This window comes from Streptomyces sp. NPDC046197 (genome assembly GCF_040646295.1).
GTDB lineage: Bacteria > Actinomycetota > Actinomycetes > Streptomycetales > Streptomycetaceae > Streptomyces.
Genome location: NZ_JBEYZY010000010.1, coordinates 97,067 through 123,442, shown reverse-complemented (window position 1 = coordinate 123,442; position 26,376 = coordinate 97,067). Strand labels below are relative to the sequence as shown.

The window sequence follows — 26,376 nt, the reverse complement described above, 5'->3', positions numbered from 1 at the left end:
GTACGCGCGGGTGCGGTACGCGCGGGTGCGGTACGCGCGGGTGCGGTACGCGCGGGTGCGGTACGCGCGGGTGCGGTACGCGCGGGTGCGGTACGCGCGGGTGCGGTACGCGCGAGGGCGGCGGCGGGGTGCGCGACGTGCAGGTGCGGCGGTGGGTTGCGGTACGTGCGGGTGCGGGACTCGGGGCGGTGCGTGGCGGGCAGGCCGTCTCAGCGCCTCCTGATGCGCCGGGCCAGCTCGGTGTGGACCTCGGCGACGGTCCGTTCGACCGGCAGGGTCGCGTCGACGGTCATCCCGTCCTCGTCGTCGTCCAGTGGTTCCAGGTCCTCGAACTGCGAGGCGACCAGGGAGGCGGGCATGAAGTGCGACGTCCTGCCCGCCACACGGGCAGTGGCCTTGTCCTGGTCGAGTGCCAGGTGCACGAAGAACGTGTCGGGGCGGGCCACCCGCAGCATCTCGCGGTAGATGCGTCTGAGGGCGGAGCAGGTGATCACCAGCCCTTCCTCCGGGCCCGCCACCCGCATGCGGCCTGCGATGGCGGCCAGCCACGGACTGCGGCTGCGGTCATCGAGACGGATGCCGTTCTCCAGCGAATCCACGTTGCGTCCGGGATGGAAGCGGTCCCCCTCCTCGAAGGGCACCCTGAGCGACTCCGCCAGGTACTGGCCCACGGTGGTCTTGCCGCATCCGCTGACACCCATGACGACGACGGGGGCGCGCCGGGAGTGGATCAACGCGGCCATGGCGTCCTGGAAACCGGCTTGGTAAGCGGTCGGCAGGCCGTTGGCGTTGAACTGCTCCAGCCCCGCCCGCAGCCGGTCGCGCACGACGGGATCCCGCAGTCGACCGCTTCGGATCTCGGCGAGGATGGCCTCCGCGAAGGCCTCGGCGGCCGTCGCCAGTCCCTGATCCACGGCGTAGGCAAGCCCCATGTGCAGCCACATGGCGATCGGTTCGGGCCGCGTGGGGTAGCTCTGGACGGTGTCGGCGCCGACGGCAGCCCGCACCGGCGTGACCGCCGACTCCTGGTGCGCGCCCGCCCAGTCCCGGTCGATCCGGTGGTTCAACGCCATGACGAACGGCTGGGAAAGGCGCAGGAACAGCTCGTTGCGCGAGCCGGCGAGGAGGGTGCGGTGGAAGGCGGCGTCGACGTCCCGGAAGCGCTGCCGGATCGCCGCTCCCTCCCGCCGCTGTGCGAAGTCCGGGTCCACGCTGAGGGCGAGCATGGTACGGGCGTGGCTGGTCAGGTCGTGGCAGACCTCCGCGGACCGGCTCAGTGCGGCCAGCCTGGCCGCCCGGGGCTCGATCACCTCCCGCAGCTCGGTGAGTGACCGCATCTGGCTGTCGGGTGCCACCTCCAGGCGCCACGCGATCACGTCGGGGTCCAGCAGGTCCCACCGTTCCAGCGCCTGAACGGTGGCCCCGATCCGCGGCTGGAGGTTGATCAGGCCCTTTTGATGCAGTGCCTGCAGTGCCTCGCGGGCCATGGGCCGGGTGACGCCGAACTCGTGCATGACGGCGTCCACGGTCAGGTGGTGGTCGCGGGGCTTGCCGCCTTCCACGATCTGACAGCCCAGTTGTTCCACCACCTTCGCGGTGGAGCCCCGTAACGCGTCCTCGGAACTCACGGGCAGATCGAATTCGGGACCAGTCATGGCGGGAATGCTAAATCACAGCGTCAACGTGGTCAGCTGTCCTGCCATAGGGAACAGAAGCAGGAGCGCCTCTCGGGCGCACGCCGGAGCGCGACCTTTGCCGCAACTGCTCTCGTGCGACCCTTTGGCGAGCGGGTGCCGTATATCAGGAGCCTTTTCTGATCACGCTCACATGGGTACCGTGGTCACTCATTCGAGATGTTCCGGTGATGCCGCGCTGCCTTGTCCCGTCCTGACCCAGCTGCAGGAGAGCCGCATGTCCGAACCGACCTCGCCCACGCCGACGCCACCACCCCCGCCACCACCCTCGCCGGAACGGTTGTCGCTGCGCTGGGCGTTCATTTTCTTAGCCGCGGTGGTGGCGGGACTGCTGACCGGCGTGCTGACGTACGCACAGTCGGGCAACTGGCCCGCGTCGCTCCTGGCAGCCCTCGGCGCGAGCGGCGCGGCACTCGTGAGTCTTCCCCTACTGCTGTGATGCAACGTGGTCAACGGCGGCGTGAGTCACACGAGTTCGGGCTGCGGTTCCAGTTGCCGCACTGGCACAGCTTCCAGTTCCCACAATTTGGTCGTCCGTACGTAGAAGTGGACCACTGAGGTCATCGCCGTGATGAGAAGCGGCCCAAATACCCACGGATGTCCGGCCATTGCCGTCGGCAGGTAGCGATATGACACCAAGAGCGCAGCGAAGACCGTTGCACCGTAAGCGACCAGCTGGGTTCCTGACCGATCCCAGCCACGTGCCAGCGAGCGCAATGCTGCCTCGATCGTGAGCGCAAAGACCACACCGGCCACGAGATCCGCCCCGTAGTGGTAGCCGAATCCCAGCGTGACGCCGAGCGTGGCAATCAGCCAGAACGCGCCTGCGAATCGCAGAATCCGTGGGCCCTTGCGGGAATGGACGAAGATCGTCGTGGCCCACGCCGTGTGCAGGCTGGGCATGCAGTTGCGCGGGGTGAACCCGTTGAATGGCATCTGGTGCGGGGTGTTGATCGGCGGCGGCGTGTCCGGCCACAGGTTGGCCACCGCCCAGTGCCCGCCGTCGGCGCCGTAGGCGAAGATCGGTCCGACCACCGGGAAGATCATGTAGATGCCCGGCCCGAGGAGGCCGATGACCAGAAAGGTGCGCACCAGATGGTGGCCCGGGAAGCGGCGCTCGACCGCCACGTTACGCAGCTGGTACAGCGCGACGACGACCGCGGCCACCGCAAGCTGAACGTAGACGTAGTCCAGAACGTGGGCGCCGATCGGGCCGGTGGCCCTGACAATCCGGCCCGCCAGCCACGACGGGTTGCCCAGCGCGTGATCGGCGGTTGCCACGTACTGGTCGAGCACCACCGGGCGGGTCTTCGACGTGATGAGGAGCCAGGCATCGCCGGTCTTGCGGCCGGCCACGAGCAGCAGGCCCAGCCCGACGCCCTTCAGCAGCAGCACACGTTCCCGCCCCGTGCGGCGCGTGACAGCGATGACCGCATGGCCCAGAATCACCCACAACGCGCCGTTGCCGAAGGGGTGGCCGCCGGCCACCTTGGCGCCGAGCGCCAACCGCACCAACAAGAACGCGACGTCGATGCCGATCGCGACACCAGCCGCGATGAACCGTTGCCGCCAGGTGAGCACCACCATCATCAACGCCATACTGGCGTACAGCAGCGGCCCTGACTTGGGCGGGAATATCACCTCTTTCGCCTGGTTGGTGATCGGCCCCGGCAGGCCGTACCGACGCGCGGCGATCTCCAGCGCGATGAGGAATCCGAGGGCCGCCACACCCGCCGCAACCCAAAACATCGCCCGCGGTTGACGCCTCGCCAGTTCTATGGTGCAGCTTATTCGTGTAAACACCCGGGATGATATAGGTATCAATTATTTGGCCAATTTGTCAGTTTTTAATTGAAAGATCACTCTTCGCGCCGGGGGGTACGGCTTTCCGGTGAAGGACGAGCGGTGAGGGTACTCGGTCGTGAGTTCGATCATGTTACCGGAGCGGTGCGGGTGGATTTGGCCGACCACATGTGGTGCCAAGGTCCGGTCACATGAGCCGGAGTGGCCCTAGGCTTTCCGGGCCAGCCCGGCGGCGATGAGGCGCTCCCAGACGGTGAGCTCCCGTTCGCCGCGGCTGCTCCACGGGCCGTCAACCACGTCAGGACGCCACAGGGATGCGGCGACGATCCCGGGATCCAGGATCTCCAGGCCGTCCAGCAGGGACTCGATCTCCTCGTCGCTGCGCCACCGGCCGCGGCCGAAAGTCTGCTGAAGGACTCCCTCGGCCTCCGCCGTCTCCGCGTTGTTGCCGGAACGGAAGTGGCTGACGAAGAAGTAGCTCCCGGAGGGCACATGGTCGCGCCAGTAGCGGACGATCCCGGCCGGGTCTTCCTCGTCGTTGACGTGATGAAGGATGGCGCTGAACATGACGGCGACGGGGCGATCGAAGTCGATCAGTTCCACGGTGTCCGGGTGGGTTCGGACATCCTCGGGTTTGCGCACATCCGCCGAGATGACCCGGGTCCGGTCGTTCTCGTTCAGCAGTGCACGGCCGTGGACCAGTACTTGGGGGTCGATGTCGACGTACACGACCCGAGACTCCTGCGCGTGCCGCTGCGCGACCTGGTGCACGTTGTCGGCGGTCGGAAGCCCGCTGCCCAGGTCGATGAACTGCCGTACGTCGGTGGTCGTCGCGATCTCCCTGACCGCCCGGGTCAGGGCTGCGCGGTTGGCGAAGGCGATTGCTACCGAACCAGGGAGGTCACGCTTGAATACGTCGCCGACCTCACGGTCCACGGCGTAGTTGTCCTTGCCACCGAGGAGGTAGTCATACACCCGGGCGATACTGGGCTTGGTGGGGTCGATAGCGGAGCCTGCATCCGTCATGGCGACCATCCTCCCCTGCAACATCGCCTGCTGACCATCGGTTTGCAATCCTTGAGCGGGCCAATTTCCCACGAAGCCCGGGCATCACAATCAGCTACGCACACGCAACGAGGGCCTCGACCGTACGGTCGAGGCCCTCGTCACCTGGTGGCGTGACGTGACACCTGGCCGGCCGAGGGTGTCTGCTCACATACGCGGCCGACGGGCGTGCCGGGGTGAGGGCACACTCGGTGTCGGATGGACTGGACGCGTACGCCGGCTGCCTGGGCGCTCGATCGGATTTCGTTCATCGTCTCGCCGATCAGCGAGGGTGCCGCGACCCGGGGACGAGCAGGGGCGTGGGATCCGGTGATCACATCCTGCAACACCTTGCCGACCCTGCCACAACACCGGCCCATCCCCCGTCGACCCGTACCGCGACCATCTCCGCGAACGGCGACCTACCCGCGCGGTCTCACCAACGGCCTCGAAATCGACCAGGCCGCCGTGGAATGCCAGCCTCACCTTGCCCTACCACAACGGCCGCGCCGGCCACCCTTGTTATATGCGGTGTCTGACCCGCCCGCCCGTCATGTCGACGGCCGTTCCCCAGAACCTGCGGCTCACAGACCATGGATGGGTTTTGCGAGTCCGGCAGCGCTGGTCAGCTGCGACGGCGCGCCGACTCCTCGAGCCGTTCGACCAGTTCCGCAGCCATGGTCTTGATGGTTTCCAGCCCCTTACGCCCCCATGGTTGCGGGTCCTGGTCGACCACGCAGATCGTGCCGAGCACCACGCCGGTGCTGTCTATCAGCGGTGCGCCCAGATAGGAGTGGACGCCGATCGCGTCGACCACCGGGTTTCCGGCGAACCGCGGGAAGTCCCGGATGTCCTCCAGCACCAGCGCCCGGCGACGCTTGACCACGTGCGGGCAGATGCCCATGTCGATGTCGCGGGGCATGACGCGGCCGGGCACCGGGTCCTCCAGCAACGGCGGTCCCACGTGCACCGGGGTGTCCTGTGCGGCGCTGTACAACCCTGCGAAGTACTGGCGGTCGCCGTCGAGGAAGAAGTTGACCCCGGCATAGCAGCCGCCGGTACGGTGTGCCAGCTCCCGTGCGAAGGCGTCGAGTTCCGTATCCGGACGGGCTTCGATGCCCAGCGCGCGCAGCCGCTCGGATCGGGTACGCACCTGTGGGTCCTCCGGGGGGAGGAGTAGGTGGCGCACGGCGATCCCGGACTCAGGCCCGGAGGAGGGGTGGGGCGGTGTCGCTGCCATGGGAACTCCTTGTCGTGATCAGGTGCTGGATCAGTTCGAGCAGCACGCGGATGCCAGAGCTCTGGACGCGGGCGTCGCACAGCGCCACCGGCACCTCCTGCCTGAGGTCGAGCGCGGTCCGCACCTCCTCCGCGTCGTAGCGGTGCGCGCCGTCGAACTCGTTGACGGCGACGACGAAGGGGATGCCGCGCCGCTCGAAGAAGTCCACCGCCGCGAAGGAGTGCTCCAGCCTGCGGGTGTCGGCGAGGACCACCGCCCCGAGCGCTCCCTCGGAGAGTTCGTCCCACATGAACCAGAAGCGCTCCTGTCCGGGCGCCCCGAACAAGTACAGGACATGGGACGGACTGAGCGTGATCCGGCCGAAGTCCAGGGCCACCGTGGTGGTGGCCTTGTTCTCCACTCCGTCGAGCCGGTCCGTGGCCGCGCTGACGGCGGTCAGCATCTCCTCGGTGCTCAGCGGCTCGATCTCGCTGAGCGTGTTGACGAAGGTCGTCTTGCCCACGCCGAACCCGCCGGCGACGAGAACCTTGATTCCCACCGGCAGGACTTCGGCGAGCAGCGGCTCACAGTCGTTTGAGGAGGCCATCGCGTACCGCTTCCAGGAGGTCTCGATCCGGTCGTGCGTAGTGGCCGTCCGGGGACGGCGTGGGTGCATCACCTGCGACCACCGCGCCTCCTTCGGCCAGATCGGACAGCAGCACCTTGACCACGGCGGCCGGCACCTGCATCCGGGCCGCGACCTCGGCGACACTCACAGGGCTCTCGCACAGCGCCAGCACCTGCGCGTGCTCCAGGCCGAAGGTGCCCTGTGTCTGGACGCCCGTGGCCCGCACCGTGGTCACGAGCGTGAAGTGGGACGTGGCCCTGGTCCGGCCGTCGCTCACGGTGTAGGGACGGACCAGCCGCCCGACCGCTTCGTCGATCAGCGGTCCGTCTGGGAGGACCGGCGTCATCGGTTACCCCACCGGGTGCCGGGGCGGCGTGGCGAGGTGCGGGCGCACGCTCTTCACCATCATGCCCATCTCGTAGCCCAGCACCGCCGCGTCCGCGTCGCGTCCGGCCAGCACCGCCAGCACCGCGCCCTGCCCGGCGGCCGAGACGAACAGCAGCGAGCTGCTGAGCTCCGTCACTATCTGTCGCACGTCACCGCCGTCGTCGAAGCGCCGGCCCGCGCTGCGCGCCAATGAGTACAGCCCACTGGCGAGCGCGGCCAACTGGTCCGCGGCGTCCTTGTCGAGCCCCTCCGCCGCCTTCACCAGTCCGTCCGAGGACAGCAACAAGGCGCTTCGGGTGTGCGGCACCCGGTTCACCAGACCTGTCAACAGCCAGGAAAGGTCTTCGCTCGCCACGATCGTGTACTCCTCTTCGGCAGAAGGAAACGGTTTGCTGGACGGGGCTCCGGGCCGTCAGGGCGATCCTCGGGTGTCAGGGCGTCTCCGCTTCCTCGGCCCGGCGTAGCCCGGTCTGGAACGCGGCCATCAGGCCCGGGTCGTGGGCGATGTGCTCGGAGGTACCGGTGCTGCGGACCGGGTGCTGCTGGTCGGCGGCGTGGTCCCGGCGGCGGCGCTGAGGCAGCTGCGGACGGTCGCCCTCGTCGTCGCGGGGCACCGGGGCGGGCTGGAGTTCGGAATCGGACACGCCCGGATCCGCGACGACGGTCGTCACTGTTGCCGGGGGGTCCGTCGCCTCGGGCTCCACCGGGTCGTGCGGCACCGCGTCAGGGGTCGCGACAGCGGGGTGCTCGGGCGCGGGAGCTGCCGGCTGCGGGCCGAGCAGTGCCGTGGGCAACACCATGACGGCCTGAGTGCCGCCGTAGACGTTGCTCTGCAACTGCACGGCGATGTCGTGCCGCTGGGCCAGGACCGAGACCACGTACAGGCCAATCCGGCCGTCCTGCAGCAGCTCGCCGAGGGCGATTTTGTCGGGTGCACCCAACACCGTGTTCATTTGGTTGCGCTCGGCTGCCGACATGCCCAGGCCTCGGTCTTCGACCTCGATCGCCACCCCGGCAGCGACGGGCTCGACCCGCACGTGCACGGTGGTCTGGGGCGGTGAGAAGACCGTCGCGTTCTCCAGCAGCTCGGCCAGCAAATGGACGACGTCGACCACGGCGTGGCCGCTGACCGTTCCATCGATGGGCGGGACCAGCTTGACCCGGGCATACTGGTCGATCTCGGCGACGGCGGAACGCAGCACGTCGGTCAGGCCGACGGGACGGGTCCACTGGCGGTGGGTGTTCGCGCCGCCGAGCACGGCCAGGTTCTCGGCGTAGCGGCGGATCCGGGTGGACAGATGGTCCACCCGGAACAGCCCCTTGAGCAGATCGGGGTCCTCGACCTCGTTCTCCAGGCTGTCCAGCAGTCCGATCTCGCGGTGCACCAGTGACTCGAGTCGACGCGCCAGGTTGGCGAACACCTCGAACTGCTCCAGCCGGGCACTGTGTTCCGCGCCGAGCGCACCGGCGGCGGTCTCCAGCAGGGCTGCCTCCGCCTCGTGCCGGGCGGCGGCGATCTGGAATCCGAGTCGGGAGAGTTCGTCCGGGCCGGTCTGCGGGGGCAGTTCTGGCCGGCGCCGCACTGGGGGCTCCCCGGCCCTCAGCCGACGGAACAGCGACTCCAGTTCGGCTCTGCCCTCGGCTGTGGTACGGATCAGCTCGGCCAGCTCGGCACGGTCCCGGTCGGCCGCACGGGACAGCTCCGTCCAGTGCTTGGTGACTGCTCGTGCCTCCGCCGAGGCCCTTACACCCGCGATTCCTGCCGCCATGGCGCCGATGAGGACCACACCGCCGGACATCGCCCCCTGGTCCGCCCGGTCCAGGTGGCCATCACTGACCAGCGCGGTGGCCACCGCACCGGCCACGGCGACCACGCCCGGTGGCAGCACGGACCACAGCAACTGACGCCGCCTCGAGGACCCGGCTCGCGACTCGGCCGTCACACGGGCGGTCACGGGCGTTGCCGGCCGGTCGTCCGGCGGCGTGGAAGGATCGGGCATAACAGTCCCTGGACAGTGCGATGATCAGGCCGAGCGCGCACGTTACCGCGCATCAGGGCTCCGGTGTCAGCCTCTGACACGCACAGAGATCGAACCGTTGTCCTTATCTTCGCTTCGATGTGACCGTCCCGGCGTGTGAGTCGGGACACAGCTCGACGAGATGCTCGAGAAGGTCGACGTGGCTCCGGCCGAGCGCGCCGACGTGGCGCTACGGCTGCCGAGGCTGGAGTTCGACGACGACGGCGTCCTGCGTCGCACGGCCGGCGACTACCAGGCCGGCGCGGGACCTGCCCTGCTCACCGAGGGTGCCACGCCGGCGTCCGCGTCCCGAAGGTCCATGAGCGTGTTTCGGGCGAGTCGGGTCACCCATGCCGCGGTCGGGCGCGGTCCCACCGGGGATCCGCACGCGCCGGGTGGCGTGCTCGATTGTCGCGAGGACGTACGGGGTCGCCCCGGTCAGGGTCTTGGTCGCGAAGAAATCGGCGGCGCGGATGGCCTGTGCTTGACAGTGTAGGAATGTAGCGCCGGTTGTGTAGGTGTGCTCCGGTGCGGTGCCGATGCCGTGCTCCTTGAGGATGTTCCACACAGTGGATGCGGCGACCGTGATGTCAAGGACGACGAACTCACTGACGGAACGTATGGCGCGTGGTCGCCTGGGACGTTCGGGGCGGGAGGCCTTGGCGTGGCTGCGGCGAAGCAGGTCGCGGTGCCGGCACGGCAGTGTGTCGGGCGAAAAGAGTTCGGATTCCTTGCGACGGACGCCGCCTACCTCCCCGTAGAGCAGACGAAGGCCTGATCAGTATCGCCACGCACCATCCAGTCTTCGTCCAACTCACGAACCCCGGAGGTATTTGTGGCTCTCTTCTCCGCGCTACGTCTTCACCGCAACAGTCGGTCGCGGTGGCGCATCACCGTGGGGTTGCTGGCGCTGGTCGCCGGTGCTCTGCCGAGTGCGTCGGCCGACGCCGCCGCTCCGCCCTCGGGCTCGGTCAGCGACACGGCGCCCACGGCCACGTGGAGCGCCGGTCCTTTCGTCATCCCGAACATCTCTGGCACCGCTGGATCGGTCAGCTGCGGGAATCCTCAACTCTGCGACGACTATGCCCTGAAGGTGTCCGTACCTGCGGGCTACGACGCTGATCACAGCCTACGTATCGACATCAAGTGGCCCGACACCTCAGCCGACTTCGACCTCTACGTCCTCGACGCGAACGGTCGTGAGGTGGCCGCCTCGGCGTCCTCCAGCGACCCCGAGACCGTGCTGCTTCCGGCGCTGACGGCGTCGTACACCGTGCGCGTGGTGCCGTACGCACCGCTCGGTGACAGGTTCACCGGCGTCGCGAGCCTGGTCGCCAACCCGGCCGATCCGCCGCCGAGCACGGCGGTCCCGCCGACGTACGCCAACTCCTGGGCGCCTGACGGCATCAAGGACGCGCACAACGCCGGTGAACCCTCGATCGGCGTGGACCGCGCGAGTGGGGCCGCGATGTTCCAGGCGTACACCTCGACGCTCAAGGTCACCTACGACGGCGACGGCACCGCCACTTGGCAGGACAAGAGCGCGCACGCGGCCAACGGCTGTCCCCTGGGCAGCACCACCAGCCTCGACCCCATCCTGTTCACCGACCCTGCCGCCCACCGTACCTTCGAGTCACAGCTCGCCGGCAAGACTGCTCTGACCTGCTACACCGACGACGACGGCGAGACATGGACGCCGACGGGCGGCTCCGGCGTCAACTCCGGTGTGGACCACCAGACCATCGGTGGCGGCCCCTTCGCCCCAGGCGGACCTGGCGCCCTCACGTCCTACCCCAACGCCGTCTACTACTGCTCGCAGGACATCGCCGACGCCTCCTGCGCGGTCAGTCGGGACGGCGGTCTCACCTATGGGCCCGCCGTCCCGATGTACTCGCTGCTGGACTGTGGCGGCCTGCACGGGCACGTGAAGGTCGCGCCGGACGGCACGGTGTACGTGCCCAACAAGGGCTGCGGCGGCAACCAGGCCGTGGCCGTCTCGGAGGACAACGGGCTGACGTGGACGGTCCGCAAGAACCCCTCCAGCACGCCCGGTGACTCCGACCCGAGCGTGGGCGTCGGAGCCGGCGGGACGGTCTACATGGGCTATCAGAACAGCGACGGCACTGCGCGGATCGCCATCAGCCACGACAAGGGCAAGACGTGGCTGTACGACCAGAACGTCGGCGCGTCTCTCGGCATCAAGAACATCGTCTTCCCGGCCGTGACCGCGGGCGACGACGACCGCGCCGCCTTCGCCTTCCTGGGCACCACGACCGGCGGCAACTACCAGGACACGGCTGGCTTCAAGGGCGTCTGGCACCTGTACGTGGCCACCACCTACGACGGCGGCCAGTCGTGGGTCACCGTCGACGCCACACCCACCGACCCGGTCCAGAGGGGCTCGATCTGCACTAGTGGCACCACCTGCGGCCAGGACCGCAATCTTTTGGACTTCATCGACGTCACCCTCGACGCCCAGGGCCGCGTGCTCGCCGCGTACGCCGACGGCTGCACCGGCACCTGCGCTACCGGCGGGCCCCAGAACTACGACGCACTGGCCTCCATCGCCCGCCAGGCCACCGGCAACACGCTGTACGGCGCGTATGACGCCGTGGTCCGCGGCGCACACAAGAAGCCCGAAGGAGGCCAGTAGGTGAAGTCCTTCCTCCGCGCTGCCGCATTGGGCGGCGTAGTCCTCAGCCTGGCGACTGTCACGGGATGCTCGACGACCACCAAGCACGCCGGGCCCGAAAGACAGACGCGGTATGCGGCCGGGCAAGGTGGACATCCGTCTGCCGCGAATGCGGCCGACACCGCGTCCGGCGGCTGTCCTACCGCCGCCTCAACGCCGCTGCCCAGGGACTTCCCGGCGACCCTGCCGGTGCCCGCCGGCGCGGTCGTTACCTCGGTGGAGCACCGCACCGGTAACCGGCTCGTCGTTGTCACAGTCGTACGGGGCGGCTTCGACTCTGCGCTGTCCTTCCTGCACAAGCAACTCCCGAAGGCCGGATACGCCCTGAAGGAGGGTGAGGTGGAGCAGGACGACGCCGAGTCGAACTTCTCCTCCGCGACCGTGAACGGCCGCTGGACCCTGCAAAAGATGCCTGACTGTGAGGGAGGGGTGTGCCTGACGTACCTGACGTCCGCCGCCTCCTGAGCTCGGTCGGACCGACGCCACTTGTCGACCAGGTGGAACCACTAGGGCATCGAGCGCGCACCACATCACGGCCTCCGACGCGGACGGCCAGGCCTTCGCCATGGAACTGGCGCCGCGCGACGCCGGCCTGGCCCCGGCGGACATCGGGGTCGTACACGCCCACGCCACCTCGACGGAGTCCGGTGACCTGGCGGAGGCCGAGGCGATCGGCCGGGTGATCGGCAGCCACGCCGCGGTGACGGCGACGAAGTCGATGACCGGCCACATGATGGGCGCGTCCTACTCCGCGGCGGCCCACGCGGCCGTGCTGGCCGGCCACTGCCTGACCGCGGCCGGCGAACGGCCGCAGGTGCGGCAGGCACTGACGGACGGCGTCCGCGCCCTCATCCGCGCCGACGACGCTCCGACCGCCGGTGAACTCGAGCAGCTTGAAGCGGCACTCGGGCAGGCGGACGATCACCCAGCGGATCCGGGACGGCTGGCGTGGCTCGCACCGGACGCCACGGCACCCTCGGCACTGCTCGGCGGCCTGTATGTCGCCGCTTCCTTCCCCGACCGAGCCGAGGTGGGCGCCGCGCTGCGCTTCGCCGCCGGGGCGCCGGACGGCGACTCGGTCGCCTGCGTGGCCGGGGTACTGCTCGGAGCGCTGCACGGCGCGGAGGCGCTGCCCGTCGATCTGATCAGCCGCCAGGAACTGGCCTGGGTCCTCGACACCCTGGCCCGCGACCTCGTCGTCCAGCTCACCGACGCCCCCAGCGGCGGCGAGTACACCGCGGGCTGGGACCGGCACTGGTGGGACCGCTATCCCGGGTGGTGACCAGCGGCAGCGGCCCTGTCGGCGGCGCTCTGGCCGTCCGGTGGCAGGAGAGCGGCAGCCGCGGTGCGCAGCAGGCGGACGAGTTCGGGGGTGTCGGCCGCGGGGTCGTGCGCGTACAGGAGGTTGCTGGCGAGCATGGCGCGTTCCGCGGTCGTGCCCTGGCGGAAGTCAGTCGAGTCGGCCAGCCGGAGCACCCAGGCCGGAGCGGCGGCCTTCCACTGCTCCCGCTGCCGTTCGAGGAGGAGTTCTCGTGCGCTAAGTTCACAACGATTCGCTACCTGAATCGACACTCAGGCTGTCCATCGGCGAGCGGGAGGCATAGGCTCGCCCAGCAGCACATGGCCCACGGGGAGGGGACCGCCCATGCGGAAGGGCAGCCACGAATACGAACAGGCGCTGAACGCCCTGTTGGGGATTCTGCGGGACCGAGCGCGTCAGGGGGCGGAACCCTTGCAGTACGGCCAACTGAGCAACGATCTCCAGCGGCTCGGTCATCAGGTGCCGGCTCACGAGGGGCCGATGCCTTACCTGTTGGAAGACGCCTCCGCTCGCGAAAATTCGGACGGTTCGTTGCCCACGTTGTCGGCGCTGGTGGTGCTGCAGGAGACACGCATGCCGTCCGGCGGCTTCTTCAAACTGGCCCGCCGTGCTCCGTACCGACGCGGCGGCGACGACGTGGAGCTCTGGGTCAACGAGCTGAGGGCCCTCGCGGCGCATCACGCCCGCCGTTGACGCCTCACCGCGTCAACACACAGAAGCATTACAGCCCTGCCTGCTCGCCATGGCCGACCTGCCGCGCTGGTGAATGCGCTCCTGCTGTGCTCGCCGCGTCTTCGGACCTCCGATCCCTCTGACCACCCATCAGTCCCCTGGCCCGCTGGGGCAGACCAACAGTTCAAGGAAGTGTGCGTGAGCGAGAACGGCTCCGGCGGAAGAGTCCAGCCCGCCCGCCCCGGCGATCCCACCGGCATAGGCCCGTACCGCATCGTCGGCCGTCTCGGCGCCGGAGGCATGGGCACCGTCCATGCCGGAGTCACCTCCGACGGAATGCGAGTGGCGGTCAAGGTCGTCCACCCCGAGCATGCCCAGGATCCCGAGTTCCGGGCACGGTTCAGGCGTGAGGTGGAACTTTCCTCCCGGGTCACCGGGCCGCACCTCGTCCCGCTGCTCGCCGCCGATCCGGACGCGCCGACGCCGTGGCTGGCCACCGCCTACGTGCCCGGGCCGACGCTGAACCAGCACGTCAGCGCGCACGGGCCCCTCGACGAAGGAAGCCTGTACGCCTTCGCCGCCGCCACGGCACAGGCGCTGGCCGCCATTCACGCCGCGGGGGTGGTGCACCGCGACGTGAAACCGCAGAACGTCCTCCTCACCCCCTCCGGGCCCCGTGTGCTGGACTTCGGCATCGCCCACGCCGCCGACGGCACCAGCGTCACCCGTACCGGGGTGATGACCGGCACCCCCGGCTGGATCAGCCCCGAGCAGTACCGTCAGGGCACCGCGGGTCCGGCGGGCGACGTCTTCGCCTGGGGAGCGCTCGTCGCCTACGCGGCCACCGGGCGGCTGCCGTTCGGGGTGGGAGCACCCGACGTGGTGGCCTTCCGTGTGATGTCGGGTGAGGCGGATCTGGACGGCGTCCCCACCGCCCTGCGCGGAATCGTGGAAAAGGCACTGTCCAAGGAACCCGGTGACCGCCCGTCGGCCGCCGAAGCCGCCCGTGAGTGCGCGGTCCGGCTGGCCTCCGAGGCAACCCAGGTGGGCAGCGCCGGCTCGGGAGCGGTGACGGCCGTGGACATGGTCGCGGCGGTGTGGCATGTGCCGGCCGGGGATGATCCCTCATGGCACCTGACCGCAGGCCGGAAGCGGCCGAGGAAGCGGCTGGTCGGCGGCCTCGTGCTCGCGGCGGGCGTCATCGGCGGCCTGGCCGGAGGAGCGGCTGCGCTGCTGCCCCGGGACACGGGGACCGACACGCACGCGTCGTCGGCGGCGGCCTCGCTCGCCGCCCAGCGCTCGTCGTCCTCTTCGGCCGGATCCGCGCGACCGTCCGCGAAGACGGTGAAGGGCGGCGCGGCGGCGAATCAGCAGACCGCGAGCGGCGACTCGGCGACCGCGGAGAGCTGGAGCCAGGCGCGGGAGGCTCAGGGCGCGGGCGAGCACGACGTGGCGCGCGCGGTCCTGCACGACGAGGGTGTCGTCGCCCAGGAGCTGAGCAGCGGCGCCGACTTCTCCCCGGAGGCCGTGCGGTTCCACGCGTCGCGCCAGGAGGTCTACCTCTCGTACACGCTCAGCTCCGACGAGCAGGGCGCGATGTACGCGGAGACGGAGATCGCCAGGAACATGTGCCTGACGGCGCGGGATGTCGTACTCCGTCTGCACCCGGACCTTCCGTACCGCCGGTACGTGATGGTGAAGGAGGAGCCGGGCCGGAATCCCGAGGTCACCTGGCAGGACGACTTCGTCACCAACTCCAAGTGCCAGGTGGCGGCCGACGACGGCAGCGGGCAGGCCTCGGACGGCAACGCGCAGGACTGGGCACCGGACGAGGACGGCCTCGGTCAGGCGATGATCCCCAGCACCGACGGCGACGAGATCCGGGTCGCGGACCACCTCGCCCGGAGGATCATCCAGCGGAGCAACTCCATGCGCCAGTCCCTCGGCACCGATCGCGTGCTCGGCAACGCGGAGATCAAAGTGGGCTTCGACCCGGGCAACTCGGTGATGTACGTCTGGTCCGACTACGCACCGTGGAACCAGGGGAAGGCCGAGTCATGGGCGGCCATGGCCGCCGGCGAGGCGTGCCGGGCTCTCGTGGCCCAACGGGAGAGCGCGGGTGACGCGTGGCCGTACACGCGCTATGCCGTGGCTCAGATCGGCGGTAACCACTACCTGATGATGCGTTGGGGCGACGCCACCACAGGGGCCGCCTGCCCTGCCTGAGCGGTAGGCCGGAGTTGAGGCGGAGTTGACCCTCGACCTTGTCGAGGGCCCAGAGTTCCGGGTGTGGAGAACGAGATGCGCAGCATCGGGGAGATGGCCCGGGACAGCGGACTGAGCGTGAGCGCGCTCCGGTTCTACGACCGTGCCGGCGTCCTGATCCCTGCATGGGTGGACCCTGTCAGCGGGTACCGCTGGTACGAGCCGGAGCAGCTCGAAGAGGCCCGGCTGCTGGCCCGGTTGCGCCGGGCCGGTATGCCGTTGGCGGATATTCGCCTGGTGCTGGCCGGTTGGGCCGGCGCGGACACAGACCTCGTGCGCGGGCTTCTGCAGGCGCATCTGCGCCGCCTCGAATTGGGACTGTCCGACGCCCGTGGCGAGTTCTCCACCCTCCGAGCCCTTCTCGACCGCAGGGAGAACCCCATGACGTCGCTCCGCACCGCCACCGTCCGGCTGTCCGTCCCCGCACCGGAGCTGGCCGCCGCGCTGGACGCGGTCCGTTTCGCTGCCAGTACCGACCCGGAGCTGCCGGTGCTCGGCGGAATCCTGTTCGACATCGAGGGCGGGGAACTCCGCGTCGTGGCCACCGACCGTTACCGGATGGCCGTGGCACACGCGGGCACCACGGGTTACGGCGGTCCCCGCGTGGAGGTCGTCGTGCCCCTCCCCCTCGCCGACGCGATGCGGGCGCTGCTGAGCGGCGAGGTACCCGTCCGGCTCGCCGTGGACGGTGACCGTGTGACGCTGGAGGCCGGTGACCGCCGGGCGGTCGGCCAGTGCCTCGATCACGAATTCCCCGCCTACCGCCGCTTGATCCACGTGCCCGCCGGGCGGCGGGCCCTCGTCGGCGTGACGGCCTTCCGGAACATGCTCGAGTCCGGTCCGGTCCGGGCGAGCGAGGCGCGCGAGCAGGACGGCGTGTCCTACGACCTCAGTGTGCTCAGGGTGACGGACGACGGCACGGTCGCCCTCTGCGAGAAGGACGACGACGGCCAGAACAAGGTCGCCGTCAACCGCGAGTTCCTGCTGCAGGCGCTCGCCGCCGGGGCCAGGGACGAACTGCTCCTGGAGTTCGGCGCCCCCAGGGCGCCCCTCGCGATCCGCCGGGTCGACGACGAGCTGACGTTCTCGCTGCTGATGCCGGTCCGTCTGGAGGACTGACTCGGTCATCTCGACCACTGTGGCCGCCTACCGCCCGTGGCCCGGGAGTGGGCGGTCGCCGTTCATCCGGCCCTGCTGCCTCTTCCCTTTGCTCTTGGCGCTGCGTGCGGTAGCGGCCCGTGCGGACTGCTTGGACTTGGCGTTCTTCTTCTTGCCCTTCCCCGCTCCCTCGGCCAGGTGGCTCCGCAGCCAATTCCGGGCGTCGACGACCTCGGCGCGCAACTGAGCACTCTGCGCCCGGGCAAAGAGGGGAATCACCTCCTCACCTTCCCTGATCAGCGCGGCCACGAGTCTGGGGGCTCGGTCGTTGCGCGCCGTTGCAAGGTCCCGTCGGAGCTTCTCCGCACGGTTGAGGTCACGGGCCTGGCGGTACCGGTCGTCCTGCAGAAGCTCGCCTCTGCTGTGCACGATGACGCGGGGCTGTTGCGGCGGGGCGCTGTCCGCGGCGATGTGACCGTCCCTGTCGATCTCGAGCCGAGGAGGAGGGTCCGGGGCGGGGTCCCATGCACCGCGAAGGCACGGTCCACCTCGCGTTGGCACCAATGTTTCAGGACGGCGGCCGTCGCCGGTGATCCACAGCCGACTGCCCGGCTCAGCTGTCCGAGGTAGACCGGTGTGCCGCCCTCATCGGTTCGCAGCAACGCCGACAGCAGTGGCCTGCCTTCCCGTCCCGCCGTCTCGTCTACCTCCAACCGCGGTCTGCACCAGCCTGCTGTCCGCGTAGGTCATGTGCGCCCCCCTCAAGGCCTCGCGCCCAGGAATGCAGTCTCGACGCGACAGTCGGAGTATGCGCTCCGTGCACTGAGTTCACAAGCCATCATCGGCCGGGCAACTCAACCGACTTGACCACGACGCTGCTACGGGGCGCACGTGTATCGGAACTGAAATCCTGCACGCCCTGCGGAACCAGGAACGGCCGGCTGGGATCCTCGGGCACGGTGTGCCTGACGGCCAACTCGGTCGCGGCTGCGGCAGGTGGGGCGCGAGAGCCGCGTAGACCCCGGCGGCGGAGGAAGGACGGTCCTCGGGCCGTTTGGCGAGCAGGGTCGTGAGCAGGTTCTGCAGGTCGGCGGGCACGTCCACCCCGGAGTCGGCGATGACGGGCGGGGGGCGAGGCGAGATGGTGGGAGGACAGGAGCGCGGGCTGATGGGCGGGAAAGGGAGTCTCACCCATCAGCACGTGGTGCAGCAGGCAGCCCACGGCATACAGGTCGCTGCGGCCGTCGAGCCGGTCCCGCCCCGCCAGCAGCTCGGGTGAGGCGCAGAAGAGGTTGCCGATGCCCTCGCCGGTCGTGGTCAGCCGCGGATCCGTGTCACGGAGCAGCTTGACCAGCCCGAAGTCCAGGATCTTCACGACGCCGTCCCGCCGGATCATGATGTTCTGCGTGTTCACGTCCCGGTGGACGAGGTCGGCGGCATGGACCGCGGACAGTCCCGCGCAGAGCTGGGCCGCGACGGCGACCGCCGAGGCGAGGTCGAACCGCCCGTCCTCCTGCTGGTCGAAGAGGTACTCGAGAGTGGTGCCTTCGATCAGTTCCATCACGAGGCAGCAGGTGTCGTCCGTGAGCGATGCGTCGAAGACAGTGGCGACGTTCGCATGGTCCAGGCGTACGGCCGCCCGCGTCTCCCTGCTGAACCGGGCCAGGGCCGCTTCGCGGCTGCTCGCCACGGCCAGCAGCTCCGTTGCGACGGTCTTGACCGCGACGGGCCGGCCGAGGGGCAGGTCCTGCCCCTGCCACACCTGCCCCATCACACCGCGGCCCAGAACCGACTCCAGCCGATAGCGGCCACCAAGCACCATTCCCGGCGCGAGACCCGGCATCTTCCCCGACCTCCACATCTCCCACACATCGCAATGGAACGTAAACTCTGTGAACAGAGTCAATGAGCGTAGTAGCCTTCTTTTCATCGGTTGCTGGGGCCGACCACCCGCCAGCCACCAAGCACCTCGGAGACTGATCGATGAGTACCCCCGACGTCGTACCCGTCAACCTGGCCGAGATCGCCCGGATCGCCGGCGTCGGGCGAGCCGCCGTGAGCAACTGGCGCCGACGCCACGACTCCTTCCCCACACGGATCGGGGGCACCGACGTCAGCCCGCAGTTCTCGCTCGCCGAGGTCGAGCAGTGGCTGCGCGACAACGGAAAGCTGAGGGACGTCGGCGGCAAGGAACTCCTCTGGCCGCGCTTCGAGTTGCTCGGCAGCCGGAACGAGTCGGGGCTGGCCGTGGCCGAGGCCGCCCGCCGGATGCGGTCCTCCAGGGCGCGAATCTCCCATCCCGAGCTCTCTCCGCAGGCTCGTGAGCTGGTGGCCGAGGCAGCGAAGCTGGGGCGGGCGGAGGGGCCGCGCGACACCTTCGAGTTCCTGCTGCAACGGTGGCTGGAAACACATGTCCGACAGCTCAGCACTACACCACCACCACTCGCCACACTGATGACCCGGATCGCCCTCACCGCCCGTCTCGGTCCGCAGAATGGCGGACTGACCGTCCTGGATCCGGCTTGCGGCACGGGACACCTGGCGGCAGCTGCCGCTCAGGAGTACGATGCCCCGGGCCTCGAGCTGCTCGCGTGTGAGCGGGATCCGGCGCTGGCCGCGCTGGCGTCCGCCCGGCTCGGCTTCGTCGCGGACGACCGTCACATCCGTACACGGATCGCCACGGCCGACGCGCTGCGGGAGGACCCCTTCACCGGGGCCAAGGCCGACATCGCACTGTGCAACCCACCGTTCAACGAACGAGACTGGGGATACGAGGAACTCGCCACCGACCAGCGCTGGACCCATGGGCTGCCCCCGCGGACCGAGCCCGAACTGGCCTGGGTGCAGCACCTCCTCTCCCACCTCAGACCCGGCGGAGTCGCCGTGGTGGTCCTCCCACCCGCCGTGGCATCACGCAAGGCGGGTCGGCGTATTCGCGGCTCGCTGCTGCGCACCGGAGCACTTCGGGCGGTGGTGTCCCTGCCTCCGGGCAGTGCACAACCCCACAGCGTGTCACTGCAGTTGTGGGTCCTGCGAGCAGCGGCGGACGGTCCTGCCGCCCCTCCTCCGAGCCAGGACGCCCTCCTGGTAGACGCCACGGGCTTCGCACGACCGGGAACACGCGAGCCGAGCCCCGACTGGGACGCTCTCGGTTCCTTTGTCCTCACCGCGCTGGCGACCCTCGACCATTCCGATCAAGAGCCGCCGGAGAGCGCCGTGCGCGTTCCCTTGCTCGACCTTCTGGACGACGAGGTGGACGTCACCCCGGGACGCTACACCGCGTCGGCGTCCGAACCGTCGTCAAAGGAACTTGCCAATAAGTGGAGCGAGTTCGGGGCGCTGCTGAGCGACCTGGCCGACCAGGCACAACATCTGTCCGTACTCGATGTCGAGACCGGCACCCAGCAGACCACGACGACAGTGGGAGACCTGGTCAAGGCCGGCGCGCTGACGCTGCGCACCGGTCAGCAGCCTCCGGAGAAGTCGGCACCTGTCAGCGGGAACGCCGTACCGCTCCTCACCATCGCCGACCTGCTGCTCGACGGTGCGCCCAGCGCGCTGCTGGCCACCCAATCGGCCCACACCCTTGCCGAAAAGGGCGACGTAGTGGTCGCCGGAGTGACCCGGGCCTTCAAGGCGTGGGTGCATGAGGGCGCACCGATGGCTCTCGGCCCGCAGCTCTACACCCTGCGGGTGGACTCGGAGAAGCTCGATCCCCACTTCCTCGCCGGCTGTCTGAGCGCTCCGGCCAACGGCCGCCAGGCAGGCACCCATGCTTCCAGTTCCTCCCGGGTCGACATCCGGCGGTTGCAGGTACTCCAGCTTCCCCTGGAGAAACAGATGGTGTACGCGGATGCGTTTCGTCGCCTCAGGGCCTTCGAGGCGCTCGTCGCCAGAGCCGAGCGTTCAGGTCAGGGGTTGGTGAGCGACATGAGCGATCGCCTTGCGGCAGGTGGACTGGCTACCTGACCCCTACCGGACCGTCGGCCCCGGCTCAGCAAACACCGGTGTCGACCATGCGGTTGTCGATCCGGAACCCCCAACGGCCGCAGCGACTCGGCGCTGCTACCTCGGGTTGACGACTGCACTGGAAGTCCGTCACCGAGTCATGGCGAAGGTTCATGGCGGCGAGTGCCGGCCGAGCGCGTACAGCGGCGTCTGCGCGGCATACCGCGTCTGCGGTGATCAGTGAGACGGCGCAGCCGTTCTGCCGGCTCTGATCTCACATGCACGCCGCGCCTGCGCCAGCCATTTATCCAAGAACGGTCGGGTCCCAGGGCTTGGAGCGCCTCCGCCCCGTGTCCACCCAGGCAGTGCCGTGAGGCGTCGGGCAGAGCGCACGTTTCCGCAGCCTCTACCACCACTTCGGCAGCATCAGGGTCTGGTGCTGGGCATCACGATCACCCGCGAAAACGCAACGAGGACCACGACCGAAAGGTCGAGGCCCTCGTTACTATGAGTGTCCGAGGGGCAAGTCGACGGCCGACGATAGAGTCTTGGTGGCGCAAGGGCGGTTCCATGCACAGAGCGCGGCGTGAGCCATACGACTTCAGGCTTTATCCCCAATTTCTGACTCAGAATACCCGCGATCCTTCTCCTCCCCCCGTCACTTGACGGCACACAGAACGCCGGCCGCAAAGGGGTGACGCGACCGGGGGTTGTACCGCTCGGGCAACGGCGCTTCTTACCGAGCGGGGTCTGATGCGGGAGGCACGACTTGGGCATCGCCCCATCGATGCATGGGCGTGTGCAGAGCAATCTGGTGGTGGAACTGAACAGCGGTTGCCGTGCATGGCCGCAATCGGCCCGTCGGTTACGAGGTCACCGGGAGATTCTGCTCGGGGCCCCGGGTTGCCGGCTGCGCGCTCCTGGCGGCGACGCGGCGGACGGTAAGAGCGCCGACGGCGGACAGGACAAGGAAGACGGCCATCACGGCGGTTCCGGCGGTGTACCTGCCTGTGGTGGTGCGGAGTGCGCCGGTGATAGAGAGGCCGATGACGCCTGAGATGTTGGCCAGGGCGTTGGTCATGGCGATGCCTGCGGCGACGCCATGCCTTTGAGGTAGGTGGCGGGCAGTTGCGTTCGCGAGCGCCTGCACTTCTGCGCTCTGCATAGCTGGTCCCCTGTCAACGCGCAGGGGACCAGCGACCATCGGCCGGTCTCGCGAACGAGGAACCCGCACCCGACCTGCTCCGCACAGTCGGCGGCCCTCTCGGCGTCAACTCGCGGTGGGTGCTGAGGAGTCGGTACGCACCACCAGGCAGCACGCCGATCCTCGCGGCGGGAGGAACGACCGCCGCGGCTCAGGGTGGGGCGGCCGGTTGACCGAGCGAGGGCATCTGCGGGCACCGCCGGTACCTTGTTCCCTGTGGACGGACAGCTGAGCGATGCGGAACTCGATGAGCTGGTCGAGCAGGCCACCGTTGACGCCTACGACGGCGAGGAGCAGCTCACGGGCCTTTTCACGATGCTCGCAGAGCAGCTGGCTGTTCCGTTCAAGACGGTCGTTCTCGGGGTCGAGGTCACCGTGAAGAAGGTGGACCTGCTGCCCGGCAGCCAGATCGTGGCGGTCTGCACGCGCGGCAGGCACCGACAGGCGATCGGCATTCTCGACCTTCCGTTGCCGGATCCGGCGCCCGAGGGGGCCGAGTGGATCGAGGCCTACCGGCACTGGGGCCCGTGAAGGCACCCGGGTCAGTGGTCGCCCGACAGCGTCGGCCGGTAACCCTGATCGGCGAGCCAGGCCCGGGCCCGGCCCTGCTGCCGCTCCGCGGAGAACAACCAGTACCGCTGCAGCTGCGCCGGCGAGGTGGCCAGCATTTCCTTGAAGCGGCGGAACGCTCCTGGACCCTGGATCGCGATGCCGAGGAACCGGGCGAGGTCCGGGGCGTCGAGGGTGGTGATGAAGTCCTCCATGTCGCGGTAGGCGTCCCGCGATCCCTCGCACGGGACGTCGAGCCACCGCTCAGTGCCTTCCGGTTCCTCCTCGTCCCATGACTCCTCGGTGTCCGCGAGGGCAGGCCGGCACTCACCGGTGCCCAGGTCGATACGGCCACCACCCCAGGCCGGGTCCCCTTCGAGCAGACTGGAGAGTTCCTCCGGGTCGACCGGCAGCGGCCGCAGCAGGCAGAGGGCACGGCCTCCCGCCGTGTCGAGCTGTTCGGCGAGGACCTCGTCTCCGGGCCAGCCCCGTTCGCGCAGTGCGGACGAGCACGCGGTCGCTGCCTCCCGAGCGCCGGGCAGGCCCCGCGAAACTGCTGCGGTGAGTGCGTCTCCACACTGCTGCAGCACTCCGACGGGGTCATGCGCACGCAGCAGGGCGAGCAGGGACGGGCAGTCCGCGTTGTGGCGGGCGGCGCGGAGTGCCTTCAGCGCGTGGTCGGTCCATGCCTCGGTCACGCCCGCGAGGCTACTCCCCCGAGTTCTCGGCTTCGCTCGAACAGGGGGACCTCCGCCGTGCGTTGCGAGCGCCGCCGTCTCCGGTGCGACAAGGGTGGCGAACGCGTCGAGCAGCAGCGCCTCGGCGGGGGCCAGGCCGTCGAGTGCCACGATGTCAAAGTTCGGCAGAACCCTGACCGGGCTCCGCGCCACGGCGGCGGGCTCCGGGCGCGGTCGGTAGGCGTCGGTGCGCCCCGTCGCGTACGCCCCGAGCGGGTTCAACCGGATGGCGAGCAGCCCGTCGTAGCGGCTGAGCCGCTGAAGCCAGTCGGCACCCCACATGTGGCGGAAGTCGTCCCGGGCGCCCTCCGGGTCGATGTACTGGACGTCGACGAGGCCGAGGGTGGCCGCGTACTCGAACAGCACACACAGGGTGTAGCGGCCCTGCAGCACCGGCCAGTCGTGGTGTCCGTCGTAGCCGAGGCTGCCGTACTGCGCGTCCTCCAGGTACAGCGTCCACAGCGCCCGCTCGGAACGGACCAGGTACGGGTCATGCCCTGCGGTACGCATCGCCTTGAACAGCTCGTCCACCGCCATCCATTCCCCTGGCGGGCAGCACTCGGCGAGCGCCGCACCCACCGCCTTCCGGCGCGGTCCGGCCGCGCTGAGGACGTTCGCCGCGCGCTGCCCCTTGACTGCCTCGATGCGGCTGAACTCGTCCAGTACCCCCTGGCTCAGCCAGCGCCGCCACAGGTGCCGGATCGTCTCGTGGGCGGGCGCGGCCAGCGCCTTTCGCCCCGCGCGGTCAACTCCAGTCGGCCGCCGGATAGTTCGGCAAGACCGCCAGCCTGGAGCAGCAGCGGCCAGGCGAACGCCCTGACCGCCTCGCCCTCGTAGAATTCACTGCCGGTGAGGACCTCGCCCAGTGCGCGGAGGGTGGCCGCGGAGGGGCGCTTCGTCTTGTCGCCGCACCGCAGCCTGCCCGCGGCAACCAGCTGCAGCACGGCCGCGAGCTCCGTTCTTGCATCATGCTCCATCGCCCGCTCGGTCCACACCGCCACAGCCCGCTCCTCCCCGCCACGGCTCGCCTCGGCTCACCCTATGACGTTTGATTGCTGCCTCCGGTCGGCTCCGCTGCCGTGGCCCATCCGCGTCCGAGCCCACTCGCGCCGGCGATAGGGTCCGCCGTGTGAGCGAGTACCAGTACTACGAGTTCCAGGCCCTCGACCGGCCGCTCAGCCGCGAGGAACAGGAGCAGCTGAGGGCTATCTCCACCCGGGCCCGGATCACCGCCACCAGCTTCACCAACACCTACAACTGGGGCGACCTGAGCGCCAATCCGCGCAAAATGGTCGAGCGCTACTTCGACGCCCACCTGTACGTGACCAATTGGGGCACCCACCGGCTGATGCTCCGCCTGCCCAAGCAGACCTTGGCCCTGCCGGCGGTGCGGCCGTACTGTCTCAACCACCACATCGAGGCCTGGACCACCCGCACCCACCTCCTGCTCGACCTGACCAGCGAGGACGAGGGCGGCGACTGGATCGAGGGCGCCGACGACTCGCTGTCCTCCCTCATCGGCGTACGCGACGAACTCACCACCGGCGACATGCGCCCCCTCTATCTGGCCTGGCTCTCAGCGCTCGCCGCCTGGGAACTCGAAGACGACGACGAAGAGGAGTACCGGACCTGCCCCGAACCGCCCGCCCCGGCCGGGCTCGGCGAACTGACCGCCCCGCAGCGGGCGCTCGCGGATTTCCTGCGCGTGGACGACGACCTGCTGGCGGTCGCGGCCCAGGCCAGTCCCGCCGCATCCAAGAAGCTGACCAGGCCTGCGAAGAAGGAACTCGCCCCGCTGATCGCCGCAATGCCCCAGAAGGAGAAGGACGCTCTGCTGCTGCGGCTCGCCCTCGGCCCGGAACCTGGGCTGCACACCGAACTCCTGCATCGCCTGCGCGGCGCCGACGCCCCCACCACGGTCCCCGGGCGCCGGTCCGCCGCCCACCTCCTGGACGCCGCCCACACCCTGCGCACCGAACGCCGACAGCGCGCCGAACACGAACGGGCCACCGCCCGCGCCCGGCATCTGACCGCTCTCGCAGGCGAGGCCGAATCCGTCTGGCAGCAGATCGAGGCGCACATCGCCACCAAGAAGACCAGCTGCTACGACCAGGCCGTCAGCCTCCTCGCGGAACTGCGCGACGCCTACGCCCACGCCCGACAGCACACCGACTTCCACCAGCGCCTGGCCCGCCTGCGCGAGGACTACCAGCGCCGCCCCGGCCTCATCCACCGCCTCGACCGCCACGGCCTCCGATAGGCCGCCTCGTCCCGGCACCGATCGAGCCGCGTTGCGCCCTCCCCACCTCACTGAGGCAACGTGAGGCCCGCACGCCGGCATCGCGGCCGAGCTTGTCGAGCTGCACGGCGAACAGGACGTTGGCGGTCTTGGCCTGACCGTAGGCCTCCCACTTGTCATAGCCCTGCCGCCAGTGGATGTCGTCCCAGCGGATGCCGGAGAAGTGGTGCCCACGAGAGGAGACGGAGACGACCCGGGCACCGCCCGGCGCGATCGCGGGCCACAGACGGTTGACGAGGGCGAAGTGACCGAGGTGGTTGGTGGCGAAGTGGGCCTCCCAGCCGGGCCCCACCCGTGTCTCCGGGCATGCCATGATCCCGGCGCTGTCGATCACCATGTCGATGGTCCGTCCGGAGACGAGGAACCGCTCGGAGAAGCCGCGCACGCTGTCCAGGTCGCCGAGGTCCAACTCGTCCAGCTCGACTCCCGAGATGCCGGACAGCGCCTGTTCGGCCGTTGCCGGGCGGCGGGCGGGCACGACCACCTGGGCCCCGGCCTTGGCGAGCGCCCGTGTGGTCTCCAGGCCGATCCCCGAGTAACCGCCCGTGACGAGGGCAAGCTTTCCGGTCAGGTCGATGCCCTGCAGGACGTCGTCGACGGTGCTGGTGGCGCCGAAACCGGATCCGATCTTGTGCTGTGCAGTGCTCATACCCGGAACGCTACGAATTCGATGGCACTCGAAGTCAAGCGGAGCCCTCAGCCGCCACAGGAAGAGAGTTCATGCCGCAGACGGCCTCACCCTGGGCGAGTACCCTCACGTGCGTCGAACGGATGCGAGGAGACCCGGAACAGGCTCAT

27 protein-coding genes and 2 pseudogenes are annotated in these 26,376 nt (G+C 69.3%); 12 read left to right on the top strand and 17 right to left on the bottom strand.

Annotated features, from left to right (window positions below):
• Positions 1 to 209: 209 nt before the first annotated feature.
• Positions 210 to 1,655, bottom strand: a complete 1,446-nt coding sequence (locus AB0A61_RS16545) for a gluconokinase, GntK/IdnK-type (protein WP_361292199.1) — start codon at positions 1,653 to 1,655, stop codon at positions 210 to 212.
• Positions 1,656 to 1,911: 256 nt separating this feature from the next.
• Here AB0A61_RS16545 and AB0A61_RS16540 point away from each other — a divergent pair, with 256 nt between their 5' ends.
• Complete coding sequence (locus tag AB0A61_RS16540; RefSeq protein ID WP_361292197.1) at positions 1,912 to 2,133, top strand: hypothetical protein; 222 nt, start codon at positions 1,912 to 1,914, stop codon at positions 2,131 to 2,133.
• Between the two features lie 26 nt (positions 2,134 to 2,159).
• On the opposite strand, the gene AB0A61_RS16535 is transcribed toward AB0A61_RS16540, so the two are convergent.
• The 8 genes from AB0A61_RS16535 to AB0A61_RS16500 form a co-directional block, all read right to left on the bottom strand.
• The gene (locus AB0A61_RS16535; RefSeq protein ID WP_361292195.1) at positions 2,160 to 3,443 is read right to left on the bottom strand and encodes a phosphatase PAP2 family protein; all 1,284 of its coding nucleotides are present in this window, start codon (positions 3,441 to 3,443) and stop codon (positions 2,160 to 2,162) included.
• Positions 3,444 to 3,704: 261 nt separating this feature from the next.
• A complete protein-coding gene (locus AB0A61_RS16530; protein ID WP_361292434.1) occupies positions 3,705 to 4,532 on the bottom strand; it encodes an SAM-dependent methyltransferase in 828 nt (275 codons plus the stop codon).
• Between the two features lie 131 nt (positions 4,533 to 4,663).
• Positions 4,664 to 4,921 (bottom strand): PASTA domain-containing protein, encoded by a 258-nt coding sequence (locus tag AB0A61_RS16525; RefSeq protein WP_361292193.1) that lies wholly within the window; start codon positions 4,919 to 4,921, stop codon positions 4,664 to 4,666.
• A gap of 245 nt (positions 4,922 to 5,166) precedes the next feature.
• On the bottom strand, positions 5,167 to 5,781 hold the full coding sequence (locus AB0A61_RS16520; RefSeq protein WP_361292191.1) for a GAF domain-containing protein: 615 nt from the start codon (positions 5,779 to 5,781) through the stop codon (positions 5,167 to 5,169).
• Positions 5,744 to 6,367 carry an ATP/GTP-binding protein gene (locus AB0A61_RS16515; RefSeq protein WP_361292189.1) on the bottom strand — a complete coding sequence of 208 codons (624 nt, stop codon included), beginning with the start codon at positions 6,365 to 6,367 and terminating at the stop codon, positions 5,744 to 5,746. The genes AB0A61_RS16520 and AB0A61_RS16515 overlap by 38 nt, the downstream gene beginning before the upstream one ends.
• Positions 6,345 to 6,734: a DUF742 domain-containing protein gene (locus tag AB0A61_RS16510; protein WP_361292187.1), complete on the bottom strand. Its 390-nt coding sequence runs from the start codon at positions 6,732 to 6,734 to the stop codon at positions 6,345 to 6,347. Before AB0A61_RS16510 ends, AB0A61_RS16515 begins: the two co-directional genes overlap by 23 nt.
• A gap of 3 nt (positions 6,735 to 6,737) precedes the next feature.
• The gene (locus AB0A61_RS16505) at positions 6,738 to 7,130 is read right to left on the bottom strand and encodes a roadblock/LC7 domain-containing protein (protein ID WP_361292185.1); all 393 of its coding nucleotides are present in this window, start codon (positions 7,128 to 7,130) and stop codon (positions 6,738 to 6,740) included.
• Positions 7,131 to 7,206: 76 nt separating this feature from the next.
• Positions 7,207 to 8,676, bottom strand: coding sequence for an ATP-binding protein (locus tag AB0A61_RS16500; RefSeq protein ID WP_361292183.1), 1,470 nt, complete (start codon positions 8,674 to 8,676; stop codon positions 7,207 to 7,209).
• Between the two features lie 259 nt (positions 8,677 to 8,935).
• Here AB0A61_RS16500 and AB0A61_RS16495 point away from each other — a divergent pair, with 259 nt between their 5' ends.
• Together AB0A61_RS16495 and AB0A61_RS16490 are read left to right on the top strand one after the other, a co-directional pair.
• Positions 8,936 to 9,289: a hypothetical protein gene (locus tag AB0A61_RS16495; protein WP_361292181.1), complete on the top strand. Its 354-nt coding sequence runs from the start codon at positions 8,936 to 8,938 to the stop codon at positions 9,287 to 9,289.
• A 48-nt stretch (positions 9,290 to 9,337) separates the two neighbouring features.
• The gene (locus AB0A61_RS16490) at positions 9,338 to 9,571 is read left to right on the top strand and encodes a hypothetical protein (RefSeq protein WP_361292179.1); all 234 of its coding nucleotides are present in this window, start codon (positions 9,338 to 9,340) and stop codon (positions 9,569 to 9,571) included.
• An 83-nt stretch (positions 9,572 to 9,654) separates the two neighbouring features.
• On the opposite strand, the gene AB0A61_RS16485 is transcribed toward AB0A61_RS16490, so the two are convergent.
• Positions 9,655 to 9,813, bottom strand: coding sequence for a hypothetical protein (locus tag AB0A61_RS16485; RefSeq protein WP_361292177.1), 159 nt, complete (start codon positions 9,811 to 9,813; stop codon positions 9,655 to 9,657).
• Between the two features lie 73 nt (positions 9,814 to 9,886).
• Here AB0A61_RS16485 and AB0A61_RS16480 point away from each other — a divergent pair, with 73 nt between their 5' ends.
• The 3 genes and pseudogenes from AB0A61_RS16480 to AB0A61_RS16470 form a co-directional block, all read left to right on the top strand.
• Entirely contained in the window at positions 9,887 to 11,446 is a 1,560-nt protein-coding gene (locus AB0A61_RS16480) for a sialidase family protein (RefSeq protein WP_361292175.1), read from the top strand.
• A 228-nt stretch (positions 11,447 to 11,674) separates the two neighbouring features.
• Entirely contained in the window at positions 11,675 to 11,950 is a 276-nt protein-coding gene (locus AB0A61_RS16475; protein ID WP_361292173.1) for a hypothetical protein, read from the top strand.
• Between the two features lie 61 nt (positions 11,951 to 12,011).
• Positions 12,012 to 12,767: pseudogene (locus tag AB0A61_RS16470) on the top strand (hypothetical protein); the annotation flags it as partial.
• Here AB0A61_RS16470 and AB0A61_RS16465 read toward each other — a convergent pair.
• Positions 12,752 to 13,057 (bottom strand): hypothetical protein, encoded by a 306-nt coding sequence (locus AB0A61_RS16465; protein WP_361292171.1) that lies wholly within the window; start codon positions 13,055 to 13,057, stop codon positions 12,752 to 12,754. The pseudogene AB0A61_RS16470 and the gene AB0A61_RS16465 sit on opposite strands and share 16 nt — an antisense overlap.
• A 73-nt stretch (positions 13,058 to 13,130) precedes the next feature.
• Here AB0A61_RS16465 and AB0A61_RS16460 point away from each other — a divergent pair, with 73 nt between their 5' ends.
• The 3 genes from AB0A61_RS16460 to AB0A61_RS16450 all read left to right on the top strand — a co-directional run bounded on the left by AB0A61_RS16460 (position 13,131) and on the right by AB0A61_RS16450 (position 16,862).
• Positions 13,131 to 13,499, top strand: coding sequence for a hypothetical protein (locus AB0A61_RS16460; protein WP_361292169.1), 369 nt, complete (start codon positions 13,131 to 13,133; stop codon positions 13,497 to 13,499).
• Between the two features lie 177 nt (positions 13,500 to 13,676).
• The gene (locus tag AB0A61_RS16455) at positions 13,677 to 15,704 is read left to right on the top strand and encodes a serine/threonine-protein kinase (RefSeq protein ID WP_361292167.1); all 2,028 of its coding nucleotides are present in this window, start codon (positions 13,677 to 13,679) and stop codon (positions 15,702 to 15,704) included.
• A 75-nt stretch (positions 15,705 to 15,779) separates the two neighbouring features.
• On the top strand, positions 15,780 to 16,862 hold the full coding sequence (locus tag AB0A61_RS16450) for a MerR family transcriptional regulator (RefSeq protein ID WP_361292165.1): 1,083 nt from the start codon (positions 15,780 to 15,782) through the stop codon (positions 16,860 to 16,862).
• Between the two features lie 27 nt (positions 16,863 to 16,889).
• Here the strand turns inward: AB0A61_RS16450 and AB0A61_RS16445 are convergent, their stop codons facing one another.
• Positions 16,890 to 17,120 carry a hypothetical protein gene (locus AB0A61_RS16445; RefSeq protein WP_361292163.1) on the bottom strand — a complete coding sequence of 77 codons (231 nt, stop codon included), beginning with the start codon at positions 17,118 to 17,120 and terminating at the stop codon, positions 16,890 to 16,892.
• 559 nt (positions 17,121 to 17,679) lie between these two features.
• Entirely contained in the window at positions 17,680 to 18,684 is a 1,005-nt protein-coding gene (locus AB0A61_RS16440; RefSeq protein ID WP_361292161.1) for a serine/threonine-protein kinase, read from the bottom strand.
• Between the two features lie 140 nt (positions 18,685 to 18,824).
• Between AB0A61_RS16440 and AB0A61_RS16435 the strand changes: the two genes are divergently transcribed.
• Positions 18,825 to 20,810 carry an N-6 DNA methylase gene (locus tag AB0A61_RS16435; protein WP_361292159.1) on the top strand — a complete coding sequence of 662 codons (1,986 nt, stop codon included), beginning with the start codon at positions 18,825 to 18,827 and terminating at the stop codon, positions 20,808 to 20,810.
• Positions 20,811 to 21,654: 844 nt separating this feature from the next.
• On the opposite strand, the gene AB0A61_RS16430 is transcribed toward AB0A61_RS16435, so the two are convergent.
• On the bottom strand, positions 21,655 to 21,954 hold the full coding sequence (locus AB0A61_RS16430) for a hypothetical protein (RefSeq protein WP_361292157.1): 300 nt from the start codon (positions 21,952 to 21,954) through the stop codon (positions 21,655 to 21,657).
• 255 nt (positions 21,955 to 22,209) lie between these two features.
• Between AB0A61_RS16430 and AB0A61_RS16425 the strand changes: the two genes are divergently transcribed.
• Entirely contained in the window at positions 22,210 to 22,524 is a 315-nt protein-coding gene (locus AB0A61_RS16425) for a hypothetical protein (RefSeq protein ID WP_361292155.1), read from the top strand.
• A gap of 11 nt (positions 22,525 to 22,535) precedes the next feature.
• Here the strand turns inward: AB0A61_RS16425 and AB0A61_RS16420 are convergent, their stop codons facing one another.
• Positions 22,536 to 23,816 (bottom strand): UPF0158 family protein, encoded by a 1,281-nt coding sequence (locus AB0A61_RS16420; protein WP_361292153.1) that lies wholly within the window; start codon positions 23,814 to 23,816, stop codon positions 22,536 to 22,538.
• A gap of 137 nt (positions 23,817 to 23,953) precedes the next feature.
• Positions 23,954 to 24,223: a hypothetical protein gene (locus tag AB0A61_RS16415; RefSeq protein ID WP_361292151.1), complete on the bottom strand. Its 270-nt coding sequence runs from the start codon at positions 24,221 to 24,223 to the stop codon at positions 23,954 to 23,956.
• Between the two features lie 185 nt (positions 24,224 to 24,408).
• Here AB0A61_RS16415 and AB0A61_RS16410 point away from each other — a divergent pair, with 185 nt between their 5' ends.
• The gene (locus AB0A61_RS16410; RefSeq protein WP_361292150.1) at positions 24,409 to 25,539 is read left to right on the top strand and encodes a hypothetical protein; all 1,131 of its coding nucleotides are present in this window, start codon (positions 24,409 to 24,411) and stop codon (positions 25,537 to 25,539) included.
• A 64-nt stretch (positions 25,540 to 25,603) separates the two neighbouring features.
• On the opposite strand, the pseudogene AB0A61_RS16405 reads toward AB0A61_RS16410, so the two are convergent.
• Positions 25,604 to 26,227, bottom strand: a pseudogene (locus tag AB0A61_RS16405) (SDR family NAD(P)-dependent oxidoreductase); the annotation flags it as partial.
• Positions 26,228 to 26,376 lie beyond the last annotated feature (149 nt).

Coding starts and splice junctions, on each gene's coding strand:
- AB0A61_RS16510 (WP_361292187.1), bottom strand. CDS start 6,734: ATGACGCCGGTCCTCCCAGACGGACCGCTGATCGACGAAGCGGTCGGG.
- AB0A61_RS16460 (WP_361292169.1), top strand. CDS start 13,131: ATGCGGAAGGGCAGCCACGAATACGAACAGGCGCTGAACGCCCTGTTG.
- AB0A61_RS16525 (WP_361292193.1), bottom strand. CDS start 4,921: ATGGGCCGGTGTTGTGGCAGGGTCGGCAAGGTGTTGCAGGATGTGATC.
- AB0A61_RS16435 (WP_361292159.1), top strand. CDS start 18,825: ATGAGTACCCCCGACGTCGTACCCGTCAACCTGGCCGAGATCGCCCGG.
- AB0A61_RS16540 (WP_361292197.1), top strand. CDS start 1,912: ATGTCCGAACCGACCTCGCCCACGCCGACGCCACCACCCCCGCCACCA.
- AB0A61_RS16420 (WP_361292153.1), bottom strand. CDS start 23,816: ATGGCGGTGGACGAGCTGTTCAAGGCGATGCGTACCGCAGGGCATGAC.
- AB0A61_RS16450 (WP_361292165.1), top strand. CDS start 15,780: ATGCGCAGCATCGGGGAGATGGCCCGGGACAGCGGACTGAGCGTGAGC.
- AB0A61_RS16535 (WP_361292195.1), bottom strand. CDS start 3,443: ATGTTTTGGGTTGCGGCGGGTGTGGCGGCCCTCGGATTCCTCATCGCG.
- AB0A61_RS16545 (WP_361292199.1), bottom strand. CDS start 1,655: ATGACTGGTCCCGAATTCGATCTGCCCGTGAGTTCCGAGGACGCGTTA.
- AB0A61_RS16530 (WP_361292434.1), bottom strand. CDS start 4,532: ATGGTCGCCATGACGGATGCAGGCTCCGCTATCGACCCCACCAAGCCC.
- AB0A61_RS16515 (WP_361292189.1), bottom strand. CDS start 6,367: ATGGCCTCCTCAAACGACTGTGAGCCGCTGCTCGCCGAAGTCCTGCCG.
- AB0A61_RS16495 (WP_361292181.1), top strand. CDS start 8,936: ATGCTCGAGAAGGTCGACGTGGCTCCGGCCGAGCGCGCCGACGTGGCG.
- AB0A61_RS16485 (WP_361292177.1), bottom strand. CDS start 9,813: ATGACGAAAGGACCGGCGCTCCACGTGGCCGTGGGCGCCGTGTCGCTG.
- AB0A61_RS16520 (WP_361292191.1), bottom strand. CDS start 5,781: ATGGCAGCGACACCGCCCCACCCCTCCTCCGGGCCTGAGTCCGGGATC.
- AB0A61_RS16430 (WP_361292157.1), bottom strand. CDS start 21,954: ATGCAGAGCGCAGAAGTGCAGGCGCTCGCGAACGCAACTGCCCGCCAC.
- AB0A61_RS16440 (WP_361292161.1), bottom strand. CDS start 18,684: ATGCCGGGTCTCGCGCCGGGAATGGTGCTTGGTGGCCGCTATCGGCTG.